Origin of the sequence: Paenibacillus cymbidii (assembly GCF_004764705.1) — a bacterium.
Lineage (GTDB): Bacteria > Bacillota > Bacilli > Paenibacillales > NBRC-103111 > Paenibacillus_AN > Paenibacillus_AN cymbidii.
This window is the reverse complement of sequence record NZ_SHLX01000022.1, coordinates 17943-41466: the sequence shown is the minus strand read 5'-3', so window position 1 is coordinate 41466 and position 23524 is coordinate 17943. Positions and strand designations below refer to the sequence as shown.

The window sequence follows — 23524 nt, the reverse complement described above, 5'->3', positions numbered from 1 at the left end:
CGCCGGCGATTCACCTTTTGAACGTCCACGGAAACGGGATTCGGCGCAAGTCATATTTGTCGATCAGCTTCATCCAGGCGACGCAGGCCAAGTAAACGGCCGTTCCGGCAAGCGAAGCGGCGACGAACCGCCAGCCGCCGTTGCCCGGCCAACCGCTCGTTTCCACGACGAACGCGGCGAAGCCCATGGCCAGCATGGCGGCGCCGACTTTGACAAATTCACCCGAAGGCATGCCGAATTTCAGCTGCCGGGTTATGCTGGCCCAATGGAGCAGCGTAACGGCGACGATATTGATGTTGATCGCCAGCACCGCGCCCAGAATGCCGTAGCTTGGCCGCGAGGCGAGCACGACGATCAAGGTCAGCTTGATTGCGGAGCCGATGAACGAGTTGACAAGCGCCGTTCCCGGGCGATCCAGCGCCTGAAGCGCTGCCTGCAGCGGGGCCTGGAAATAAATGAACAGCGCGACCGGTGCCATCATTTTCAACATGACGGCGATGTCGGTATTGTGATACAAGTAGTAACATAACGGTTCGGCCAGCACGAACATGATGACCGCGAACGGTGCGCCGGTAATGAGGGCAAGCCGCAGCGACTGATGCAGCCGTTTGTGGATCGTGCGCATGTCGCCGGCGGCGGCGGCCTGCGACAGCGTCGGAACGAGTGAAGTCGACAGCGAGAATGTAAGCGCGCTCGGCAGCAGCAGGATCGGAATAATCATTCCTTGCAGCGCGCCGTATTGCGCGGTTGCTATGGCGGTAGGGATACCGGCAAGCGCCAGGCTCTGGGCAATGAAGATCGACTCCAGCAAATAGGAGGTCGAACCGACGAGGCGGCTGGCGGTAACCGGAACGGCGATGCGCAGCAGATGGCGCATCAACTGGCGGTTCCCCCGGCTGCCGTCGCTTCCTCCGTCCGGTTCCGGCTTCGGCCTGACGGCGGCATACCGGCTGCGGCTGCGGAAATAAAAGACGAGCGTGACGAGCAAGCCGATCAGCTCGCCCACGGTGACGCCGATCATGGCGCCGGCTGCCGCATATTCGATGCCGAACGGCAGCAGCATCTGCGCGAACAGCAGCATGGCCACGATGCGGGCGATCGTTTCGGCGATTTGCGACGCCGCGGTGGGAATCATATTTTGCCGGCCCTGGAAGTAGCCGCGCATGACCGACGAGATGCCGACGAGCACGATGATCGGCGTCATGCAGACGAACGTCAGGTATACCCGCGAATCCGTCAGCAGATAACGCATGATGAGCGGCGCAAACAACAGGCAGAGCGCGGTGAACAGCGCGCCCAGCGACGTGGTCAGCGCCATCGACAGACGCAGGATGCGGCGGATGCGCGCCTCGTCGCCGGCAGCGTCGGCTTCGGCGACCAGCTTGGCGACGGCCAGCGGCACGCCTCCCGTAATAATCGTCAGGATGAGGATGAGGAACGGGTAGCCGAGCTGGTACAGGCCGACTCCTTCCGCGCCGATCAGCCGCGGCAGCGCGATGCGCGGAAGGAAGCCGAGAATGCGGTTGACGATGCCGGCGACGAGCAGGATCATGGTTCCTTTGATAAACGATTGTTTCAGCTGATTCACGTAACGACCCTCTTTCCGCCCGGGCATGTACCCGTTGTCCATAGTTATGGATATGCAGGAGGCGGCCAAGCTCATGACTTGCGTCTGAAGGCTGGCCGGCGGGAAGGATTCCGGGAGTTTGCGGCGAATACTCTTTAAGTGCGGTTACTCAGGGGGAGGTCTCCCATTATGACGGAACGGGATTACGAAGCGCCGCATCGCGCGGATTCGCTGGAAGCGTTGCCGACTGCGGACGTCGAAGACGGGCCGGTAGCGGAGGATGCCGCTTGTGCCGAAGAAGATGCCGCCGCCGAGCCGGCTGGCGCGCAGGCAGCGGAGAACGAGCCGGGACAGGAACCGCTTCCGGGCGACATGACGGTAGAAGAAGCGGGCCTTGCCGCAGCCGCCGAAGCGGAAGCGGAAGCACCGCTAGAGCTTGAGGACGAGAGCCGGCTCAACGCCACGATCGAAAATTTGTGCCACAGCAAAGCAGACGAATTTCATATGCTGGGTTACGAACACGTAAGCGGCAAGGACATCTGGGATTGTGTCAGCGAGAAGTACGACAAAACCGGCATTCCTGGACTGCATCGGATCGTCAACGACATTTTGTCGCTCAAATCGACGCAATTCATGAACTGGATGACGATGCGCGCCTATAAAGGGGGAAGCTTCTGAGCCGGCGAACGGCAGACGAAGCCCTCGACTCGCGACCGGACAGGTGAGGACCGATTGTCCGGTTTTTTGCGCGCAAGAGCGGCTTTTCGTTGCGAAATGGCGCAAATTGACTCGTATTTTGCGGGTGGGTATAATAGGAATATTGAGTCTGGAAGGGAGACAAAGCACCATTATGAAAGTCAACAGGTTAGTCGCTTTTTTACTGATCGTAGTGGTAATGCTGGCGCTGGTCGGGGTTACCAGTCCGGCGTTGCTCGACAGAATCAAGCTGGGGCTCGATTTGAAGGGCGGGTTCGAAATTTTGTATGTCGCCACGCCGATCGATGAGGGCGGCGTGCTGACGAAAGATTCGTTGCACGAAACGGCCAAAAGTCTGGAGAAACGCGTCGACAAGGAAGGCGTCGCCGAACCGGAAATTACGACCGAAGGCAAGGACCGGATTCGCGTCAGGCTGGCGGGCGTTACCGACGAGCAGAAGGTGCGGGACAAGCTCAAGGAGCCGTCCGCGCTGACGTTTAAAGGCCCGGACGGCAAAGTCGAAATGGACGGCCGCGACTTCGTGCCCGGCGGAGCCAAAGTGCAATACCAGAACGGCACGCAGCCAATCGTCGAAATCAAGCTGAAAGACGCGGCGAAGTTCAAGGATATTACGACGCGGCTGCTCGGACAAACACTGTCGATTTATATGGACGACGAGCGCATTTCCAGTCCGTCGGTCAATCAGGTCATCGACAGCAACACCGCCGTGATCACCGGCCAGTTCGACTACCAGGAAGCGAAGGACTTGGCCGAGAAGATCAACCTTGGCGCGCTTCCGCTGAAGCTGACGGAGAAATATACGCAAAGCGTAGGCGCGTCGCTCGGCCAGTTGTCGCTGGAAGATACGGTGCGCGCGGGCGTTATCGCCGCCATCATCATTCTGGCATTCATGTTGTTCTTCTATCGGCTGCCCGGCATCGTCGCCAGCATTACGCTGATTACGTTCACCTGGCTGCTGCTGCTCGTCTTTTATTTGATGAACGTCACGCTTACGCTGCCCGGCATTGCGGCGTTCGTGCTGGCGATCGGGATGGCGGTCGACGCCAACATCATCACGTACGAACGGATCAAGGAAGAGATCCGCAGCGGCAAGAGCCTGCTGTCGGCGCTCAAGTCCGGCTCCAAGCATTCGTTCCGCACGATTATGGACGCCAACATCACGAACTTTATCGCCGGCGTCGTGCTTTATTACGTCGGCAACGGCGCAATTCGCGGCTTTGCCTTGACGACGCTGCTCAGTATTGCGCTCAGTATTTTGACCAACGTCTTTTTCTCGCGGTTTCTCATTTACTTGCTCATCCGCAGCAATGTATGGAAGAAACCGAGCTATTACGGTGTGAAGGAGGCCGAAATCCGTGACCTATAACAATCGTTTCGACTTCATGAAGCACCGCAACATCTTCTTTTCCATCTCCCTTGTGCTTGTGCTTGTCGGCATTATCCTGCTTCCGATCGTTGGCCTTCACTTCGGCGTCGACTTCAAAGCGGGGACGTCAATCGACGTCAGCGTAGGCAAAGCGGTAGAGAAAGAAGCGGCAGAGAAGGCGCTGAGTGACGCCGGCTTCAGCAAGTTCAAATTGACGGTAGGCGGCAACAACAGCAATATGGTATCGTTGCGCTTTGACGAAATCCTGAGCGATGTCGAGGCTACGAAAGTTAAAGACGCCTTCTCGGCTGCCTTTGGCACCCAGGTATCGCAGGAAGTGAACGCCGTGTCGCCGGATATGGCGCAGGAACTGGGCCGTAAAGCGATTTATGCGGTGCTGATTGCAAGCTTGGCGATCTGCATTTACGTCTCGTTCCGATTCGAATGGCGGTTTGCCGTTGCTGCGATCATCGCCATTTTGCATGACGCATTTATGGTCGTCACCTTTTTCGCCATTTTCCGCTTTGAAGTCAATCTGCCGTTTATCGCCGCCGTGCTGACGACGATCGGTTATTCGATCAACGACAAAATCGTCATCTTCGACCGGATTCGCGAAAACGTCCGTTTCGCCAAGCTGAAAACGACCGAAGATTTGTCGCTCGTCATCCATCAGAGCATATGGCAAACGATGGCGCGCAACGTGTATACGGTCGTCACGGTTCTGATCGCCGCCGTTTGTTTGTTCCTGTTCGGCAGCGAAGCGATCAAGCTGTTCGCCCTGGCCAAAATCATCGGCTTGACGAGCGGCGCGTATTCTTCGATTTGTATCGCCAGTCCGCTCTGGTTTTTGTTCAAGAACAAGGCAGTTACGGCAAAGAAACTGACACCGGCCAAAGAATAGCAGCACCGATTCGCTGCCCGTTCGCCGGAACGGACAACACGCGAACGCGGTTTATCGTGGGGGAGTGACCAGCTTGTCAGATCAGCGTTTCAAGCAGGCGCAGGCGGAATATGCCGCTTGGGCAGGCATTTTCGCAGGCTCGTTGCTAACCGCCGTCAAGGGCGTGGCAGGCTATCTTTCCGGAAGCAAGGCACTCCTTGCGGACAGCGCCCATTCGGCGTCCGAAGTAGCCGGCTCGATCGCCGCGCTGGTCGGCATCCGATCGGCCAAGCTTCATGCGGACGACCAGCATCCGTACGATCGCGGCAAGGCGGAATCGATTACAACGATTATCGTTTCCGTCGTGCTGCTTATCGCGGGTATCGAAATCGGCCTCACCTCGTTAAAAAAAATTGCCGCCGGCGTGGACAAAGCGCCGGAGTTGAACGCGCTCATCACGATCGTCGTTGCGCTCGCGGTACAGGAAGCCATGTTTCGCTACAACTTCCGGCAGGGCAACCGACTGTCCCGCCCGGCATGGGCCACGAACACGGCGGAGCATCGTTCGGGGGTATTCGCATCCGGCGTGGCGCTGGCCGGCATTGGCGGCGCCATCCTCGGCAGCGTGTTCGATATGCCGCAGCTGTACTACCTGGACCCGATCGCCGGCGTCATTATTTCCGCATTGGTGCTGCGCAAGGGATACAAGCTGGTGGTGGAATCGATTCACAATACGATGGATCATGTGCTTCACGAGGAAGACGCGGAAGAATTGCTCGAAACGATTCAACGGGTAAAAGGCGTCATCGCAGTGGACGATTTGCGCGCTCGCGAGCACGGCCACTACGTGATCGTCGATGTCAAAATCAGCGTCAACCCGCGCATTACGGTGACGGAAGGCCACGATATCGCCAAGTCCGTCAAGCTTCATCTGATGAAACGGTTCCATCACGTTTCCGACGTATTCATCCATGTCAATCCGTACGATCCCGGCTATCCGTACAAACGCAATATAGACCTCGATCAGGACGACTTTCCGACGTTGCTTCATTGATGGAGAGAAATGGAAGGCGCTTCGCCAGGGGCAGGGGCTTTAAAGACAGCCCAAGGAGGGGATCGCATGCTGGAATCGAAGGCAAGATGGGACGTGGCCGCTTGCGACGAAACGGTCGTCAAGGAATTGGCGGACGCCGCCTCGGTGTCCCTCTTGCTCGCCCGCCTGCTTGTCGTCCGGGGAATCCGGACGAAGGAGCAGGCGGCCTTGTTTTTGGAAGGCAATGAACAAACGATGCACGACCCGTATGAACTGGCCGGCATGACGGAAGCCGTCGCACGCATCCGTCAGGCGTTGGCGGACGGGACGAAAATTCGCGTTTACGGCGACTATGACTGCGACGGCGTCAGCAGCACGGCGCTGATGACCGGACTGTTCCGGCAATTGGGCGCCGACTTTGACACGTATATCCCGCACCGCGTTCAGGAAGGGTACGGACTGAACCGATTGGCGCTGGAGAAAGCGCGCGACGCCGGCGTCGGGCTGATCGTCACCGTCGATACGGGCATCAGCGCGGCGGAAGAAGTGGCGTATGCGCGAACGCTCGGCGTCGATGTCATCGTAACGGATCATCACGAACCGCCGGAACGGCTGCCGGACGCCTGCGCCGTCGTCAACCCGAAGCAGCCCGGCTGCAAGTATCCGTTCAAGCATTTGGCCGGCGTCGGCGTCGCCTTCAAGCTTGCTCAGGCGCTGCTCGGCCGATTCCCGGTCGAGCTGCTGGAGCTGGCAACCATCGGCACCATCGCCGATCTGATGCCGCTTACCGGCGAGAACCGCGTGTTGGTGCGGCTGGGTCTCGCCCGCATGCGGGAAACCGGGAACCCCGGCATCCGGGCGCTGCTCGACGTAGCCGGCGCCGACCGGCGCACGGTAACGGCAACGAACGTAGCGTTCGGCCTGGCGCCGCGCATCAACGCGAGCGGACGGCTGGAGAGCGCCGGCGACGCGCTGGCGCTGCTGACGACGGACAACGAGCAGGAAGCGGCCCATCTGGCGTTCCAACTGGACGGCCTGAACAAGGACAGGCAGCGGCTGGTCGACGACATGACGCAGGAAGCGATCGCGATGCTGGAACGATCGATTGCGGAGAAGTCGGATGAAGCGGATGCGCAGGAGCGGCCGCTTGGGCGGAAACGGGTGCCGGAAGTGATTGTGCTGGCTCAGGAAGGCTGGAACGTCGGCGTCATTGGGATTGTGGCTTCGAAGGTGCTTGAGGCGTATTACCGGCCGACGATTATTCTCGGCATCGATCCCGCGACCGGCAAGGCGAAAGGCTCCGCGCGATCGATCGCGGGCTTCGATATCCATCGCGCGCTGACGGCTTGCAGCGACTTGCTCGAGCACTTCGGCGGCCACTATTCCGCCGCCGGCATGACGCTTGACGCGAGTCGATTGCCGGAGCTCGCGGACAGGCTGTGCCGGCTTGCCGGCGAGTGGCTGTGCGCCGAAGATTTGACGCCGAAGCTGCAACTGGACGCCGCATGCGACCTTGCCGATGCGACGCTCGGCGCGATCGCCGACATGCAGCGGCTCGCTCCGTTCGGCATGGGCAATCCGGCGCCGAAGTTCGTCTTCGCCGGCGCCTTGGTGCGCGAGATGCGCAAGATGGGGCGCGATCAGCAGCACTTGAAGCTGCTGATCGCGCCGGAAGCCGGCGACGCCCCCGCGCTTGAGGCGGTAGCCTTCGGCAAAGCGGAGCTGGCGCGCAAGCTGTCGCCGACGGCGCAGCTTGACGTTGTCGGCGAGCTCGCGGTCAACGAGTGGAACGGCGTGAGCCGGCCGCAGCTGATGCTGCAGGATGTGCGGGTACGGCGCAAGCAGCTGTTCGATTGGCGCGGCGCCAAAGACGTGCCGAAGCGGCTCGCCGCGCTGCTCGGTGACGACCGGTTCGAAGGCGGCGCCGTCGGCGTGCTGCTGTTCGCCGCAGGAGACGCCGCGCTGCTTGGCGAGCCGCCGTCTGGGGAACTGGCTCCGGCCGTATGGCTGGCGGAGCGCGTACAGGCAGACGCCGGCATCGACGGCACGTCGCAGGAGACGCCGGCTTATGCGATGAAGCCGCTGAACGATATCGCGAAGCGGGCCGGTTATGCGGCGGTGAAGGATTTGCTCGTGCTGACGCTGCCGCAGCGCATGGAGCAGCTGCAGGCTGCGCTGCGGCAGGCGACAGGCGCGCAGCGGGTGTATGCGCTGCTGGCGGACGCCGAACCGGCAGCCGCAGGCGTGATCCCGTCCCGCGACAGCTTCAAGCTCGTGTACGGCACGCTGCATGCGCTGACGGGCACGAACGGCGCGTTGGCGCGACCGCCGGGAGCGGGAAGCGGCGCCGATTGGCCCGCTTACATAAGCAGACGGACGCAGGTGCCGGTTGCTACCGTTCGCTTCATCCTCGACGTGTTCGAGGAGCTGCAATTAGTCGAGCGCAGCGGCGCCGCTTATCGCTGCGTATCCGCTGCGGTGAAGCGGGAGCTTGCCAGCTCCAGCCTGTACGAGCGCCGGCTGTATCGGCAGCAGGTCGATCAGGAGCTTGTGTATTCGACGGTGCAGGAACTGAGCGGGTCTCTGCTGCCGCTGCTTGGTGCAACAAGCGGAACGACCGGAACGAAGGAATCCCAATCGAAGCTGGAGGAAGTCATATGAACTTTAAGGACCATATTCGGGTCATTCACGATTTTCCGCAACCGGGCATTCGTTTTAAGGACATTACGACGCTGCTGAACAACGGTCCGGTTTACCGCGAAGCGATCGATTCGCTCCGGGCGCTTATTGCGGACTGGCAGATCGATTGCATCGCCGGTCCGGAAGCGCGTGGGTTCGTCGTTGGCGCGCCGCTCGCTTATGCGCTGGGACTCGGATTCATCCCGATCCGCAAAAGCGGCAAGTTGCCGGGAACATGCATCGAAGCCGATTATGCGCTCGAATACGGCAAAGACAAGCTGGCGATGCACGAGGATGCGATTCGTCCCGGTCAACGCGTGCTTATCGCGGACGACTTGCTCGCCACCGGCGGCACGATCGCCACGTCTATCAAGCTGGTGCAGCAGCTTGGCGGCGTTGTTGTCGGCGCGGCGTTTCTGATCGAATTGACCTACCTGAGCGGCCGGGATCATTTAAAGGGCATCGACGTTGTGTCGCTCGTGCAATATTGAGTCGAATTAAGGAAGCTTGCCGGTCGCAAGCTTCCTTCTTTTTCCCATATGACCTGAAATTCGTCAAGGAAATGCCGCTTGTCCGCAATATTCTTGACGCGACTTCCTCAATCGGCGCATAATGTAGGAATACGACAAAATGAGGATCTCGCAACTCGAACGGAAAGGGCTACGCAATGGGCATGGAGCAGTTACGCGACAAGGCGGCGGTTTACCTCAAGGAAGCCGAGCTGAAGCGAATCGAAGAAGCTTACGTATTTGCCGATCAGGCCCACCACGGCCAGCTGCGCAAATCGGGAGAACCTTATATTTTGCACCCGCTGGCGGTTGCGGACATCCTGGTCAACATGCAGATGGATGTCACTTCCGTCATTGCTGCGTTGCTTCACGACGTGGTGGAGGATACGACGGTATCGCTGGAGGCGGTGCGCGAGAAATTCGGCGAAACGTGTGCGATGCTTGTCGACGGCTTGACGAAGCTGGAGAAGATTCAGTTCAAATCCAAAGAGGAACAGCAGAACGAAAATTATCGCAAAATGTTCGTTGCCATGGCGCAGGACATTCGCGTGATTCTGATCAAACTGGCCGACCGGCTGCACAACATGCGCACGCTGAAATACCAGTCCGAAGAAAGCCAGCGGCGGATCGCCGACGAAACGCTGGAAATTTTTTGCCCGATTGCGCACCGGCTCGGGATTTCGGCGATCAAATGGGAGATGGAGGACATCGCGCTCCGTTATTTGAACCCGCAGCAGTATTACCGAATCGTCAATTTGATGCAGAAGAAGCGGGCCGAACGCGAACAATTCATCGACAACGTCATCGTGCGCATCCGCGAGAAGGTTGGCGAGATGGGCATCGAAGGCGATATTTCCGGCCGGCCGAAGCACATTTACAGCATTTACAAGAAGATGACGTCGAAGAACAAGCAGTTCAACGAAATTTACGACCTGCTGGCGATTCGCATCATCGTCGACAATATCAAGGATTGTTACGCGACGCTGGGCATCATCCATACGCTGTGGAAGCCGATGCCGGGCCGCTTCAAGGATTATATCGCCATGCCGAAGGCGAACATGTACCAATCGCTGCATACGACGGTCATCGGCCCGAACGGGGAGCCGCTCGAGGTGCAGATTCGCACCTGGGAAATGCATCGTACGTCCGAGTTCGGGGTTGCGGCGCACTGGGCGTACAAGGAAGGCGGCGGCGCTCCGTCCGGCGGCATGGGCGAAAAGATGAACTGGGTATCCGACATTCTCGAGCTGCAGAACGAAACGCGCGACGCGTCGGAGTTTATGGAATCGCTGAAGATGGACTTTTTTTCCGATCTCGTGTTCGTCTTTACGCCGAAAGGGGAAGTCATCGAGCTGCCGGCGGGTTCGGTGCCGCTCGATTTTGCTTTCCGTATCCATACGGAGGTTGGCAACCGCACGATCGGGGCCAAGGTGAACGGCCGTATCGTGCCGCTCGATCACCGGCTCAAAACCGGCGATATCGTCGAAATTTTGACGTCGAAGCATTCATACGGCCCAAGCCAGGACTGGCTGAAAATCGCCCAGTCGTCCCATACCCGCAGCAAAATCAAGCAATGGTTCAAAAAGGAGCAGCGCGAGGAGAACGTGGCCAAAGGCCGCGATCTGATCGAGCGCGAGCTCAAGCGGCTCGGCTACGAGCAGGCGGCGCTGATGTCCGACGACAACTTGCAGGAAGCGGCGGGCAAATTCAATTTCAACGACATCGACGACATGATGTCCGCCGTTGGCTTCGGCGGCATTACCGCGGCGCAAATATGCACCCGGCTGACGGAGAAGCTGCGCAAGGAGCGGGAATCGGAAGAAGCGCAAGCGCTTGAGCTGACGAACGAAGTCAAGGAAATGAAAGGATCGCCGGAGAAGAAGAGCCGTCCTACGCACGGCGTGCAGGTGAAAGGCATCGACAACCTGCTTGTGCGTTTCGCGCGCTGCTGCAATCCGGTGCCGGGCGACGACATCGTCGGTTATATCACGCGCGGGCGCGGCGTCTCCGTCCATCGCGCGGATTGTACGAACATTCCGATCGGAGAGGGCGAAGAAGGCAATCGGGTGATCGAAGTGGAGTGGGTCGATTCGGTTGAGGCGAATTACAGCGTCGAGATCGAAATCCTCGGCCACGACCGCCGCGGGCTGCTGAACGAAGTGCTGCAAGCCGTATCCGAAAGCAAAACGATCATTTCCGCCGTGTCCGGCCGCTCCGACAAAAACAAGATGGCGCAAATCCATATGACGATCCTGATTCGCAACGTCGAACATTTGCAATCGGTTGTCGACAAAATCAAACGGGTACGGGAAGTATATTCGGTGCATCGAATCATGCAATCGTAAAAAGGAGTTTGCCTCGATGAGAATTGTCGTCCAGCGCTGCAAATCGGCGCAGGTTGCGGTTAACGGCGATGTCGTCGGCAGCATTGCGGAAGGGCTGGTGCTGCTGGTCGGCGTGACGCACGAAGATACGGAGCGGGATGCCGCCTACTTGGCCGACAAAATCGCGCAGTTGCGCATTTTCGAGGACGAGCAGGGGAAGATGAACGTCTCGCTGCTGGAGACGGGAGGCCAGGTATTGTCCGTTTCGCAGTTTACGCTGTATGGCGACACCCGCAAGGGCAGGAGGCCGAACTTTATGGCCGCCGCCCGGCCGGAGCTGGCCGAGCCGCTGTACAACCGCTTCAACGAATTGCTGCGAGACAAAGGGCTGCGGGTCGAAACCGGGACGTTCGGCGCTATGATGGACGTAACGCTGACCAACTGGGGACCTGTCACGCTCATTATGGAGAGCCAGCCGATCTAAATCGCGGCCGGCTCTTCATCCGTTTTCTTCGCTTCGCGCTTCCCGATCACCAGTTCCCGGAATCGCTCTCTAACTGGCGAATCGACGCATAACCCTTCAAACATTTCCTCCGCTTTCTCCTTCAGCAGCGCGATGACAACCCGTGAAAATTCCAGGCAGCCGGAGTTGTTGACGAACGAGACGCAGCCTTGCTTGTGCTGCAGAAACTGCTCTCTGGTGATGTCGCCGTCGTAATATTGCTTGAGCGGCGGGAAATCGGCTTCGCTGTAGGCAAGCAAATAAAGGATCGGCAGCGTTTTGCGTTTGTCGAGCAGGTCGTTCTTCAAATCGAAACGAACGGCATCCTTCATGTCGTTCTGGATTTGCGACATGACGCCGGCGCAGTGGGCGATGACGTTGATCCGTTCGATGTCATCCGGCCTGGCTTCCGGGACGAGCGAATAGCCGAGATAGTAGACCAATTGGATCAGCGAACCGGACTTATATTCCGTTACGCGCAAATAGTCGTTTTCGTCCGTAACGCTGCGATTCAAGTCCCGCTGCTGGCCGTTCAGCGATTGCGTTAGCAGGCGCGACACCTCCTTCATGCCGGTTGCCGGCGAAAGGCCCGCGTCGGCGTAGAGCGCCGAAACCTCGGCCATAAGCGCGACCAGGAACAGCGTGGCGGCGTTTAGCGCATACGGCCGGGGGCATGTCATCCACGGTACCGTATCGTTGTCCTCGTCCTGCAAATCGTCCACAATATCGGAAACGAGACCGATCAGTTCGGCGATGGCCTCGGCGCGATCGATCAGGGGCGAGCTGCCGCCGAACAGCTCGTGCACCGTACGGGTGTACTTGCCCCAGCGGCTTTCTTCGGTCGCCTTGTTGTCGATGAACGCAGCGATCAGCGTTTTCAGCCCTTCCTCCGTTGCATAGGTGCCGATCATCCGCTCGAGCTCCCGTTTGATTCGTTCGTCCATGCCCATGGTTGTCGCCACCTTACTCGTTCGCTTCGTAATAACTGCTGCGAATAAATTTTTCCAGCGCTTCGGCGCGCGTTTTGACGCCGAACTTTTCGTATATTTTCCGCTGGTAGTTGTCGATCGACCGGCGGCTCGAATGGATGCGCAAGGCGATTTGTTCGAGTGTTGCGCCTTTGACGATCATGTTCATAATAATAATTTCGTCGTTCGTCAGCTGCACGTCGACAAATTCCTGACGCGGCATCCGATCGATGCTTTTCAGCATGGAGACCGGAATGACGATTTGTCCGTCGAGCACGCAGGCAATGATATGTTTGATCGTGCTGTGCCGGGTCCCTTTTGTGATGACGCCGCTGAATTGCAGCTCGACCAGTTTGCTGGCCAAGGGCGTAATGTCGATGCCGGAGAAGATGATGATATGCGTATTCGGATAACGGCTTTTGATTTGGGCGGCGACGTCCGTTCCCATCAAATCGGGCAGCTGGTAGTCCAGAATGACCAATTCGGGCAAGTGCTGCTCCACCAGTTTCATGCAAGACTCCCCGTCGATCGCGCCGCCTACGACCGTAATGCCTTCGACATTTTCCAGCAGCTGAATGGTCGCCTGCAGCATGAGCGGATGATCGTCGACGACAATGGCTCTAACCGTTTCGTTCATGCCGTTTTCCCTTCTTTCAGCGGAATGGTTGCCGTAAATCTCATGCCGGCGCCGATGCTCGATTCGAGTTGAAAGCGGCCGTTCAGCGAAAGGACGCGTCCTTTCATCTGTTCCATGCCGATACCGGAATTTCCGATTTCTTTCTCTTTTGGTTGGTTCATGTCGAATCCGACGCCGTTATCTTCATATTCGAGACGAAGGATTTGATTTCCTGCTTCCAAAGATAACCAAACGCTTTTTGCCTGGGAATGTTTTTTGGCGTTGTTGATCAGTTCTTGCACCATGCGGAAAACATGACGTTTCATTTCCATATCCTGGGCTTCGATCAAATCTTTGCGGAACGAACGGAATTCCAGCGAAAAAGAGGAGACGGCTTCCTCGAAGCTGACCAACTCCTCGATGGTGCCGACGAGGCCGATTTCCCGCAGCAAGTGCGGATGCAGCTCGAAGCAGCTTTGGCGCAAGTTGGCGTTGATGATGTCGATGTAATCGATAAACCCTTGCAGCTGCGCTTTGTCGTCGGCGGAGAGCGCGTATTTTTCGATCAGCTGGGCAAACCGCTCCTTCAGGAAAAACAAATCCTGCATCGTCGTATCGTGCAGCTCGGTGGCGATCCGGACGCGTTCGCTTTCCTGCAGCTCGAACATCAGCTTGCGGAACCAGATTAACTCGCTGGCCGCTTCCTCGTTCGGAATTTGCGCCGCGAGCCGCTGCACCTCGAGCGACAGCTTGCGGATCAAATAAACGTTCTCCAGGCTGACGGCCAGGTAGGAGATGATGATGTTCAGCCATTGCTGCTCTTCGATGCCGATCAGTGTTTTGGACTTCTTCTGGGTCAGAATGAGGTAGCTCGTGAATTCGTCGTGGCGATTGACTTCGTAGATCGAATAATTCGGATGGTCCAGTACGCCATCATTGATGAGCGCTTCCACTTCGGCGGTATCGATTTCGCCTTCGCTGATCAGCTCCAGCTTGTCCGGGTATTGAAACACGATGGCGCCGCCGTGCACCTGGAACGTCTGCACGACATCGAGCAGCATAACGTCCCGCAGCTCGCGCAAATTAAAATTGACGCTTAGGTTGCGCGTCAGCTTCTTCAGCGACGACTGCAGCTGGTGCTTGTGCGGGAACATGATTGGTTCCAGTTTGTTCGTGAAAAATTCGAGCAGGTAGAGGATGAGCGTTTGAATGACCAATACAAGCACGAACAGGGCGAGAACCGCGTTTAATGTGACTGCTGCCTTGAAGAAAAGGCAAGCGATTAGCACGATAAGGCCAGTCGGCACCAGCGAGATGAAACCGGTCAGTACGATGCGGCGGACGATAAAGTCGATGTCGTACAGTTTTTTCGAAGCAATTAAATAGGCGAAGGACAGCGGAAATAGGAAGATGAAGCCGGACATATACAAATAATCAAATATTGTAGACTGATTTAATAATCGTGGAAGAAAGGAAAAACAGATAGAAGGCATGAAGGATAAAAAGATCGCAAACCAAACGGTTTTGATAACCGTAGCTACATAAGGGTTTGAGCGCCGGTATTTCAAAAATAATTGGAATAACAACACAAAATTATAACAGATGAAGATGGTAATGAAGCCTATAGCATAAATACTCGTATAATTATTAAGGTAGTATGCAAATGGTGAATCAATCAATAAGAGCGCGCTTACAGCCGTGGTCAGCAGTAAAATTCGGTATAGTTTTTTATGTAACCGTGTCGCAATCGTTACACTTGCTTTTTCTTTGAAAAAGACAATTAAAAAATGGAGGAAGACGATGGGGAGTGCAACTAATGAATCTGTAATAATTGCTTTACTAAGAGCATCGCCCTTTATTGAGGCGGGATAGCTCATAAAAATGATGCTTCCGTTCAGAAAAACCAAGGCCAAATGAATGGCTGATTTGGATTTTGGCAGTTTGAATAAAAGCAAAGCAGCCGATGCCAAACATATAAATTCTCCTGCCCACGCCAACAAGTCATACGAAGAAATGACAGAGATTCCTGTTGTTTCGAATCGAATGGTTTCGTTCTGTCTTTGCAGAACGATCTCTTTCGCTTGGTCAATCATATGCCATTTGATGACAGACTTATAATCGTTTGCTGGAAGACCATCGATGGAAACAACTCGATCTCCGACTTGCAGACCATATCTTTGTTCTATATTATCATTCTGAAATCTCGAAATGTACCAGCTATCTTTGTTTGCATCAGCTTCAACTTCGATGCCTAAAAAAGGATTCATTGAAGAAACGGTGAGTATCCATGCTTGAATGAGAAGAAAGAGTACGGCAATAGTAGCAATTTTATAATTCATTCTCCTGAACACTGCATTCTTCCCCCTTACAATTGTTTCAATTTTTTGATAAAATAAAATTAGCAAGTCCCGTTGGATCTACAATTTACAATTATTAAGGGAGGAAATTCAATTGACAACAATCGTACTTAAGCCCCAAATGATGATCGATGCTAGAAATGTTAAAGTGAATGTTGCAAGCAGCAAAGAAACGAATACTGTCCTCGCTTCAACTGAAGTACAAGGCGTAGAGTGGAAATAATCAACATTATACCAAATTCCAAAAAGGCTGCATATTCTCGACTGATGTCGGAATATGCAGCCTTTTTGCATGTCCTGTACACCCTGCAACGCTGTGCAACAAATCATGCACAGCGTTGTACGTGAAATGTGATGCACTCCCAGTTGAACCCAGTTAAAATTTGGGATAAAAGACGGACACCATCAGGGAGAAGCTGCATGGATAAAAAAACATTCGATGCGTTGTTTAAGCGATCTTTTGCAACAGCGGTGAAACGCGAATACGCGGTGTACCAGACGGAGCGGGCCGACAACAGTTCGCTATCTTGGGACGCCGTTCGCAAGCAAATGGAGACGAATCATGCGATAGACAGCATCAACCGGACTGGAACGACCGAAGGCTCTTACTACGCTTGATCGCCGGATTCCCGCTACGGGCATAACCATCGCAAGACGAACGTGCAGTAGGAGGCAAAGGATGCACCGGCTCAGCGATCAGGCCCTGTTGTCGTGCTACTCGGTAGCCGTACGGACAGGGGCAGATCGGGATTTTATTCGCATGCTGCTGGAAGAAATCAAAAGACGCGAGCTCGAACTGCCGAAGCTCGACAAGCAGCCCGAATCATCGTGATCGATTCAAACGCCCGAACGCTTGCTGCGTTCGCGGCGTTTTTTGTGCGCAACGATCGACTTGTTTGCAACAAGCGCGCAAGGTGTTGCATTCCGCTGCAACGCCTCGCGGGAGCCGCCAAATTCCATTCACTCCCGACATATGGTACACTGGTATGGGCAATCGACCCTAATTTATCTACGTCCGTCGAGGTGTAACCGATGTTGCGAAAATCATGGATCATTTTATTTTTAACCGCATTCGTTTTGCTGGCTGCCGGCACTCCGGTCCTGTACTACAAAGAACAGTATGGAGGCGGCCTGATCGTCAGTACGGAAAAGAAACAAGCGTTAATCCCGGTTGAATCCGTAGCCGCTGTCCAGGACCGCTACGACGTAATCGTCGCCGGTACGGACCCGGAAGGAGTCGCCGCTGCCGTTTCCGCCGCGCGCAACGGGCTGAAGACGCTGCTCGTGGACGGGAAAAACCGCGAAATTCTGGGCGGTTTGATGACGCTGGGCTGGCTGAATTTCATTGATATGAACTTTGACCGCGAGAATACGTCGCTTATTCCGGGCAAATACAACGTGCTGAACGAAGGCATTTTCTCCGAATGGTACAACATGGTCGAAGGCATCGCCTTCGACACGAATACAGGCGCCAACGCCTTCTACAAGCTGGTGCAGGACGAGCCGAACATCGACGTGCTGCTCAAGACGAAAACGATGGAGCCGATAGTCAAGGACGGTGCCGACGGCGCGAAAATCGTGGAAGGGCTGTCGCTGACGCTGGCCAGCGGCGAAGCGAAGAAGGTGTACGCTTCGTATGTGATCGACGCCACGCAGGACGCGGATATTGCCGCCGCGGCCGGCGCGCCGTATACGTACGGGCAAGAGGACCTGGGCAACAAGGACACGAAGCAGGCGGTAACGCTCGTCTTCCGGCTGAAGAACGTGACCGACGAAGTGTGGACAAGCATCCGCAAACGCATGACCGAAGACAACGATGCCAACACCCACGCTGATGAAATGACAGCCTACGGGTACAGCGACATGAAAAACTACCCGCCGCTCGACAAATCCAAAGCGGCGCTGCGCGGCTTGAATATCGGCCGGCAAAACGACAATACGATGCTGATCAACGCCCTGCTTATTTTTGGCATCGACGGGCTCGATCCGAAGCAGCGCGAGGACGCGTTTGCGGTCGGCAGGCAGGAAGTGCCGCATATCGTCGAGTACATGAAAAAGGCGTACCCTGAATTCGCCGGGCTGGAGCTCGATGCAACGGCTCCGGAACTGTACGTGCGCGAAACGCGGCACATTCAGGGCGAATATACGCTCGGCATCCTGGATATTCTGGAAAACCGCGACCAATGGGATCGTGTGGCGCTCGGCTCTTACAAGATCGACATCCAGCGCACCGGCCCGAACGATTTTGGTTCCGAAGTGATGACGCCGATCAAATACGCCGTGCCGTTCCGCAGCCTGATTCCGCTCAAGGTCGACAACTTGCTCGTCGTCGGCCGCAGCGCCAGCTACTCGACGCTGGCTCACGGCACCGCTCGGATCATTCCTACCGGCATGGCGGAAGGGCAGTCGGCCGGAGCCGCGGCCAAGGTGGCGCTGGACGGCAAGATGACGTTCAGGGAAATGTCGAAGTCCAAAGAGTTGGTCACGGAGATGCAGAACAAGCTGAACGAGCAAAAGATGAGGCTGCTGCCGTTTACGGTGAAGCCGCAGCCGTTTATGCAGCACAAGGCGTTTCCGGGGCTTAAGGCTGCCGTGTACATTGGCGCGGCATCCTCGCGCGAAGTGACGATCGACAACAAACGGATTCTCAACGAATTTTATTTGGACGACCCGTCCAATCCGCAGCGGATGGTCAACTTGATGGCGAGGGCGAGAAAAATGTTCATCGCCAACATTAAAGGCGACCCGAGCGCCGCTATCGTCGGCATGAGCGATGAAGAGAAAACCAAATCGCCGCTGACGCTGGCACAGGCGAGCCTCACGATCGCCAAGGCGGCCGGGTTGACCGTCACCCGCGACAACGCCAAGGACGAGCTGCTGGCCAAAAAAGTGCTGACGCCGGAAACGGTGGCGATGATCGCCGATCCGCAGAAGCTGACGAACGGCGAGTCGTACATGATGCTGAGAGATGCGCTTCAGTCGCTGGTGAATGTGCGGTTTTAATGCCGCTGCATGACGAAAGCCATTCTTCCCCGATCGGTACGGGAAGAATGGCTTTACGTTTGCAGTCGTATTACGGGTTCTTCGGGGGTACGGGGGCGGGCCTTACGCTTCTTCCGAGTCCCCGTCTTCCGCATCTTCATCCGCTTCTTCGCTTTCATCCGCCTCTACCGCTTCTTCGTCCCCGTCTTCCGAATCCCCGTCTTCCGAATCTTCTTCATCCGCCGCGTCATCGTCTTCTTCGTCGTCCGCATCGTCCGCATCGTCCCCGGAGTCATCCTCCGCATCGGCGTCGCCTTCGGCGCCTGCGTCGCTGTCGGCCTCTTCATCGGCAGCGCTGGCTTCGTCGTTTGCCGCCTGCAGCTGTTCGATCGCCGCTTCCCGCTCCGCGGCGCCTTCTTCCTGCTCCGCAACATCCGCGTCAACCGCATCGATCTCCACGGTTTCTTTCTGCAATTCCACCTGCTCCTCGACACCTGTCGTCTCCAAAGCGGCATCTTGTCCAACTTGCTGTTGTTCCATCGTTTTTCCCTCCATCGCCATTTTGCAAGGGTGTTCGCCCTTGTGGTACATGTATATGCTAGTATTTGAACCGTAGAATGGGAGAGTTCCGGGACTTTTGGTCCGATGGGGCTTAAGATTTTGTTGCCGCGTCCCGCTTTCGGGCCGATCGCGCTTGACTTCCGCCTGCACCGCGATTACAATCGTAACTAATTGCATGACACCGATCCGATGAAGGGACCAAGTAATTCGCACTCCCATCCCCAGAGAAGGAAGCCCTGGCTGCAAGCTTCCCGTTGGCGAACGAATGAACAGACTTCCCGGAGGACAAGCGGCGAACCGTACCCGCAAGCTGGGCAGCAGGTACAGCAGTAGCCGTTATGCGTAGGCGGGCGTTAACCGCTTCGAGTGCGGAACTCGGCGGATCGGCATTGGCCGCTCCGGGACAATCCGGTTCCGAATATGGGTGGTACCACGGGTGATGGCGATAACGCGATCCCTCGTCCCTGACGTTTGTTCAGGGGCGGGGGATTTTTGTTTTAAAGAGGCAGTCCAAAAAGGGCGTTCGTTACGTCAGGGAGGGAATCCGCATGAGCTTTCAGAAGCCGAAAGGAACGCAAGACATTTTGCCCGGAACGGTCGAAAAATGGCAGTTTCTAGAGTCGAAAGCGCGCGAGCTGTGCCGGGCGTTCAACTATCGGGAAATTCGCACCCCGATCTTCGAGCATACGGAGCTGTTTCAACGCGGCGTAGGCGAAACGACCGATATTGTCGAGAAGGAGATGTATACGTTCCTCGACAAAGGCGACCGCAGCATTTCGCTGCGGCCGGAAGGAACGGCCGGCGTCGTGCGGGCGTATGTCGAGAACAAGCTGTACGCCGAACCGGACGTGACCAAAATGTATTATATCGGCCCGATGTTTCGCTACGAACGGCCGATGGCGGGGCGCTACCGGCAGCTGCACCAGTTCGGCATCGAAGCGTTCGGCTCGGAAGATCCGGCGCTGGATGCGGAAGTAATCGCACTGGGCTACACGTTCTACAAGTCGGTTGGCATGAAGCAGGTGCGGGTCGAGATCAATTCCGTCGGCACGCCGGAAGTGCGCGCCGCTTATCGCGACACGCTGCTGGCGTTCCTGGCGCCGATGCGCGATTCGCTGTGCAAGGATTGCCAGGCGCGGATGGACCGCAACCCGCTGCGCGTTCTCGACTGCAAAGTCGATCAGGACAAATTTGCCGATGCTCCATCGCTGCTGGACCATCTCGACGAGGCGTGCAGCGCGCATTTTGCCGCGGTGCAACGCTATTTGACCGACATGGGCATTCCGTTCAGCGTGAATCATCGTTTGGTGCGCGGTCTCGATTATTACACGCATACTGCTTTCGAGTACAAGGCGGACGGCATCGGCGCGATCGATACGATTGGCGGCGGCGGCCGTTATAACGGGCTTGTCGGGCAAATCGGCGGCAGCGACCGTTCCGGCGTTGGCCTCGGCCTCGGCCTGGAGCGCACGCTGCTGATCCTCGAGGCGCAAGAAGTGGAAGTGCCGACCGGCGAGCCGCTCGACGTTTATCTCGTCGGCATGGGTGAACGGGCGGAGCAGGTGCTGCCGCGCATCCTGTACGAGCTGAGGCTCGGCGGTCTGCAGGCGGAGAAAGATTATTTGGGTCGCAAAATGAAGACGCAGCTCAAGTCGGCCGACCGGCTGCAGGCGCGTTATGTGGCGATCCTCGGCGACGAAGAACTGGAACGCGGCGAAATCGCGCTGAAGGAAATGGCGACCGGCGAGCAGCGGTCCGTTGCGCTGGAACGGCTGGCGGAGACGCTGCTGGCAAGCCGGCGATAAGCTAGAAAACGAACGTCAGGCACGAGAGGACAAAGGGAGGATAACCACATGGCCATGTTAAAAACGCATCATTGCGGACAATTAAGCAAAGCAAATGTAGGGGAATCGGTTATTTTGAACGGATGGGTGCAGCGGCGCCGCGACTTGGGCGGCGTGCTGTTCATCGATCTGCGCGACCGCAGCGGCATCGTGCAAATCGTGTTCAACCCCGGCTTCTCCGGCGAAGCGCTGCAAATTGCGGACAAAGCGCGCAACGAGTTCGTGCTTGCCGTCCAAGGAAAAGTAGTCGAACGCGCCGATGATACGAAAAACGCCAACCTCGCCACCGGCGAAATCGAAGTGCAAATTACATCCATCGAAATTTTGAACGCCGCCAAAAATCCGCCTTTCTTCATCGAAGACGGCATTGAAATCGACGAGTCGCTGCGGCTCAAATATCGTTACCTCGACCTGCGCCGTCCGGAAATGCAGAAGACGTTGTGGCTTCGCTCGAAAGCGGCCAAAGTATTCCGCGATTTCCTCGACGGGGAGCAGTTCATCGAAGTGGAAACGCCGATTTTGACGAAAAGCACGCCGGAAGGCGCACGCGATTATTTGGTGCCGAGCCGGGTGCACCCGGGAGAGTTTTTTGCGCTGCCGCAGTCGCCGCAAATTTTCAAGCAACTGTTGATGGTCGGCGGCCTCGAGCGCTATTACCAAATCGCCCGCTGCTTCCGCGACGAAGACTTGCGCGCCGACCGCCAGCCGGAATTTACCCAGGTCGACATTGAAACGTCGTTCCTGTCGCAAGACCAGCTGCTGTCGATGATGGAGCGGCTCGTTGTCAAGCTGATGAAGGAAACCGCCGGCGTCGACATCGCCGCGCCGTTCCAGCGGCTGTCGTACGCCGACGCGATGGGCAAATACGGCTCCGACAAGCCGGACCTGCGCTTCGGGCTTGAGCTTGTCGACGTGGCCGACATTGTGGCGACAAGCGATGTGAAGGTGTTCGCTTCGGTTATTGCCGGCGGCGGCCAGGTGAAGGCGCTCAATGCCAAAGGCTGCGGCACGTGGAGCCGCAAGGAAATCGACGATCTTGGCGTGTTCGCCGCCCGTTACGGCGCCAAAGGACTTGCCTGGGTGCAAATGAAGGACGGCGAAATGAAAGGGCCGATCGTCAAATTTTTCAAGGAGGAAGAAATCGCCGCGCTGCGCGAACGCCTGAACGCCGAAGAAGGCGACTTGCTGCTGTTCTCCGCCGACAACAAAAAAGTTGTGGCCGACGTGCTTGGCAATCTGCGGTTGAAGATCGGGCGCCAGCTCGGCCTGATCGACGACAGCGTGTTCAAGTTCGCCTGGGTCGTCGACTTCCCGCTGCTCAGCTATGACGAGGAAGAAAAGCGGTACGTCGCCGAACATCATCCGTTTACGCGGCCGAACGAAGATGACTTGCACGAGTTCGACGGCGATCCCGGCAAAATCCGCGCCCAGGCATACGACCTGGTACTGAATGGCTACGAAGTCGGCGGCGGTTCGATGCGGATCTACAAGCGCGACATACAGGAGAAAATGTTCCAGGCGCTTGGCTTCTCGAAGGAGGAAGCGCAGGAGAAGTTCGGCTTCCTGCTTGAAGCGTTCGAGTACGGCACACCGCCGCACGGCGGCATCGCGTTTGGCTTCGATCGCCTCGTCATGCTGATCGCCGGCCGCACCAACCTTCGCGAAACGATTGCGTTTCCGAAGACGCAAAGCGCATCCTGCCTGCTGACTGACGCTCCCGGCACGGTCGAGGAGAAACAGCTCGAGCAGCTGTCGATCCGCGTGGCGATCAAGCAGCCGGCAGCGAAGTAAAGGCGCGGGAGGGGTACCATGCTGCACCAATTTTCCCGCAACGAACTGGCGATCGGTCCGGAGGGGCTGGCCGCGATGAAGCGCAGCACCGTCGCTGTGCTCGGCATCGGCGGCGTCGGCTCGTTCGCGGCCGAGGCGTTGGCCCGCTCCGGCATCGGCCGGATCGTGCTGATCGACAAGGACGTCGTCGACATTACGAACGTCAACCGGCAAATACATGCCTTGCTGTCGACCGTCGGCCAGCCGAAAGCCGAACTGATGCGCGACCGCATTCTGCAAATCAATCCCGAGTGCGACGCGATCGCGCTGCGGATGTTTTACACGGAAGCGACGTATGAGCGGCTGTTCGAGTTTCCGCTCGATTACGTCGTCGATGCGTCGGATACGATCAGCTACAAGATCCATCTGATCAAGCAGTGTCTGTCGCGCGGCGTTCCGATGATTTCGAGCATGGGCGCTGCGAACAAGATGGATCCGACCCGCTTCCAGGTCGCGGACATCTCGAAGACGACGATGGATCCGATCGCCCGTGTCATCCGGCAGAAACTGCGCAAGGACGGGATTCGCAAAGGCGTCAAGGTTGTCTTCTCGACAGAGGAGCCGATCAAGACGCGGGAGGACGTGACCCAGCGCATCGTTCCGGAGAACGCGCCGGAAATCCGCAAGGCGCAACAGCCGCCGTCGAGCAACGCATTCGTGCCGTCCGTCGCCGGTCTCATCATGGCCAGCGTCGTCGTACGCGACCTGCTGCCGAAAGATAACTGACGCAAAGAGCCGTCCGTTCTGCGAATACGCAGGGCGGGCGGCTCGGATCGTACCCGGAAGTAT

The 23524-nt window shown here is 57.1% G+C and carries 20 protein-coding genes; 15 read left to right on the top strand and 5 right to left on the bottom strand.

Annotated elements, in window-relative coordinates:
- Positions 1-10: 10 nt before the first annotated feature.
- Positions 11-1552 (bottom strand): stage V sporulation protein B, encoded by a 1542-nt coding sequence (spoVB, locus tag EXY20_RS25825; protein WP_407944939.1) that lies wholly within the window; start codon positions 1550-1552, stop codon positions 11-13.
- 204 nt (positions 1553-1756) lie between these two features.
- Between spoVB and EXY20_RS40480 the strand changes: the two genes are divergently transcribed.
- From EXY20_RS40480 to dtd, 8 genes are all read left to right on the top strand, one after another.
- Entirely contained in the window at positions 1757-2245 is a 489-nt protein-coding gene (locus tag EXY20_RS40480) for a post-transcriptional regulator (protein WP_328592592.1), read from the top strand.
- Between the two features lie 172 nt (positions 2246-2417).
- Complete coding sequence (gene secD / locus EXY20_RS25815) at positions 2418-3650, top strand: protein translocase subunit SecD (RefSeq protein ID WP_135555016.1); 1233 nt, start codon at positions 2418-2420, stop codon at positions 3648-3650.
- Positions 3640-4551, top strand: coding sequence for a protein translocase subunit SecF (secF, locus tag EXY20_RS25810; protein WP_235886199.1), 912 nt, complete (start codon positions 3640-3642; stop codon positions 4549-4551). The genes secD and secF overlap by 11 nt, the downstream gene beginning before the upstream one ends.
- A 73-nt stretch (positions 4552-4624) precedes the next feature.
- A complete protein-coding gene (locus EXY20_RS25805) occupies positions 4625-5584 on the top strand; it encodes a cation diffusion facilitator family transporter (protein ID WP_135555015.1) in 960 nt (319 codons plus the stop codon).
- A 66-nt stretch (positions 5585-5650) separates the two neighbouring features.
- Entirely contained in the window at positions 5651-8224 is a 2574-nt protein-coding gene (recJ, locus tag EXY20_RS25800; protein WP_135555014.1) for a single-stranded-DNA-specific exonuclease RecJ, read from the top strand.
- The gene (locus EXY20_RS25795) at positions 8221-8733 is read left to right on the top strand and encodes an adenine phosphoribosyltransferase (protein WP_135555013.1); all 513 of its coding nucleotides are present in this window, start codon (positions 8221-8223) and stop codon (positions 8731-8733) included. The genes recJ and EXY20_RS25795 overlap by 4 nt, the downstream gene beginning before the upstream one ends.
- Positions 8734-8909: 176 nt before the next feature.
- Entirely contained in the window at positions 8910-11096 is a 2187-nt protein-coding gene (locus tag EXY20_RS25790) for a RelA/SpoT family protein (RefSeq protein WP_135555012.1), read from the top strand.
- A gap of 16 nt (positions 11097-11112) precedes the next feature.
- Positions 11113-11559: a D-aminoacyl-tRNA deacylase gene (gene dtd / locus EXY20_RS25785; protein WP_135555011.1), complete on the top strand. Its 447-nt coding sequence runs from the start codon at positions 11113-11115 to the stop codon at positions 11557-11559.
- Here dtd and EXY20_RS25780 read toward each other — a convergent pair.
- Genes EXY20_RS25780 through EXY20_RS39195 form a run of 3 tightly spaced genes read right to left on the bottom strand, consistent with a single transcriptional unit; the run spans position 11556 to position 14585 of the window.
- Entirely contained in the window at positions 11556-12527 is a 972-nt protein-coding gene (locus EXY20_RS25780) for a polyprenyl synthetase family protein (protein ID WP_135555010.1), read from the bottom strand. The genes dtd and EXY20_RS25780 overlap by 4 nt on opposite strands.
- A 13-nt stretch (positions 12528-12540) precedes the next feature.
- Positions 12541-13182, bottom strand: a complete 642-nt coding sequence (locus tag EXY20_RS25775; protein ID WP_135555009.1) for a response regulator transcription factor — start codon at positions 13180-13182, stop codon at positions 12541-12543.
- On the bottom strand, positions 13179-14585 hold the full coding sequence (locus EXY20_RS39195; RefSeq protein WP_167859530.1) for a sensor histidine kinase: 1407 nt from the start codon (positions 14583-14585) through the stop codon (positions 13179-13181). Before EXY20_RS39195 ends, EXY20_RS25775 begins: the two co-directional genes overlap by 4 nt.
- A gap of 1027 nt (positions 14586-15612) precedes the next feature.
- On the opposite strand from EXY20_RS39195, the gene EXY20_RS40330 reads away from it, so the two are divergent.
- The 4 genes from EXY20_RS40330 (at position 15613) to EXY20_RS25755 (ending at position 18521) form a co-directional block, all read left to right on the top strand.
- Positions 15613-15741 carry a hypothetical protein gene (locus EXY20_RS40330; protein WP_268966429.1) on the top strand — a complete coding sequence of 43 codons (129 nt, stop codon included), beginning with the start codon at positions 15613-15615 and terminating at the stop codon, positions 15739-15741.
- A 197-nt stretch (positions 15742-15938) separates the two neighbouring features.
- Positions 15939-16136, top strand: a complete 198-nt coding sequence (locus tag EXY20_RS25765) for a hypothetical protein (protein ID WP_135555007.1) — start codon at positions 15939-15941, stop codon at positions 16134-16136.
- Positions 16137-16197: 61 nt separating this feature from the next.
- Positions 16198-16350 (top strand): sporulation histidine kinase inhibitor Sda, encoded by a 153-nt coding sequence (sda, locus tag EXY20_RS25760; RefSeq protein ID WP_135555006.1) that lies wholly within the window; start codon positions 16198-16200, stop codon positions 16348-16350.
- Between the two features lie 200 nt (positions 16351-16550).
- Positions 16551-18521, top strand: a complete 1971-nt coding sequence (locus EXY20_RS25755) for an FAD-dependent oxidoreductase (protein WP_135555005.1) — start codon at positions 16551-16553, stop codon at positions 18519-18521.
- 102 nt (positions 18522-18623) lie between these two features.
- Here EXY20_RS25755 and EXY20_RS25750 read toward each other — a convergent pair whose 3' ends face one another.
- The gene (locus EXY20_RS25750; RefSeq protein WP_135555004.1) at positions 18624-19040 is read right to left on the bottom strand and encodes a hypothetical protein; all 417 of its coding nucleotides are present in this window, start codon (positions 19038-19040) and stop codon (positions 18624-18626) included.
- 569 nt (positions 19041-19609) lie between these two features.
- Here EXY20_RS25750 and hisS point away from each other — a divergent pair.
- From hisS to EXY20_RS25735, 3 genes are read left to right on the top strand one after another with little or no spacing between them, the layout of a single operon-like run.
- Positions 19610-20866 carry a histidine--tRNA ligase gene (gene hisS / locus EXY20_RS25745; RefSeq protein WP_135555003.1) on the top strand — a complete coding sequence of 419 codons (1257 nt, stop codon included), beginning with the start codon at positions 19610-19612 and terminating at the stop codon, positions 20864-20866.
- A 54-nt stretch (positions 20867-20920) separates the two neighbouring features.
- On the top strand, positions 20921-22696 hold the full coding sequence (aspS, locus tag EXY20_RS25740) for an aspartate--tRNA ligase (RefSeq protein WP_135555107.1): 1776 nt from the start codon (positions 20921-20923) through the stop codon (positions 22694-22696).
- An 18-nt stretch (positions 22697-22714) separates the two neighbouring features.
- A complete protein-coding gene (locus tag EXY20_RS25735; protein WP_135555002.1) occupies positions 22715-23461 on the top strand; it encodes a tRNA threonylcarbamoyladenosine dehydratase in 747 nt (248 codons plus the stop codon).
- Positions 23462-23524 lie beyond the last annotated feature (63 nt).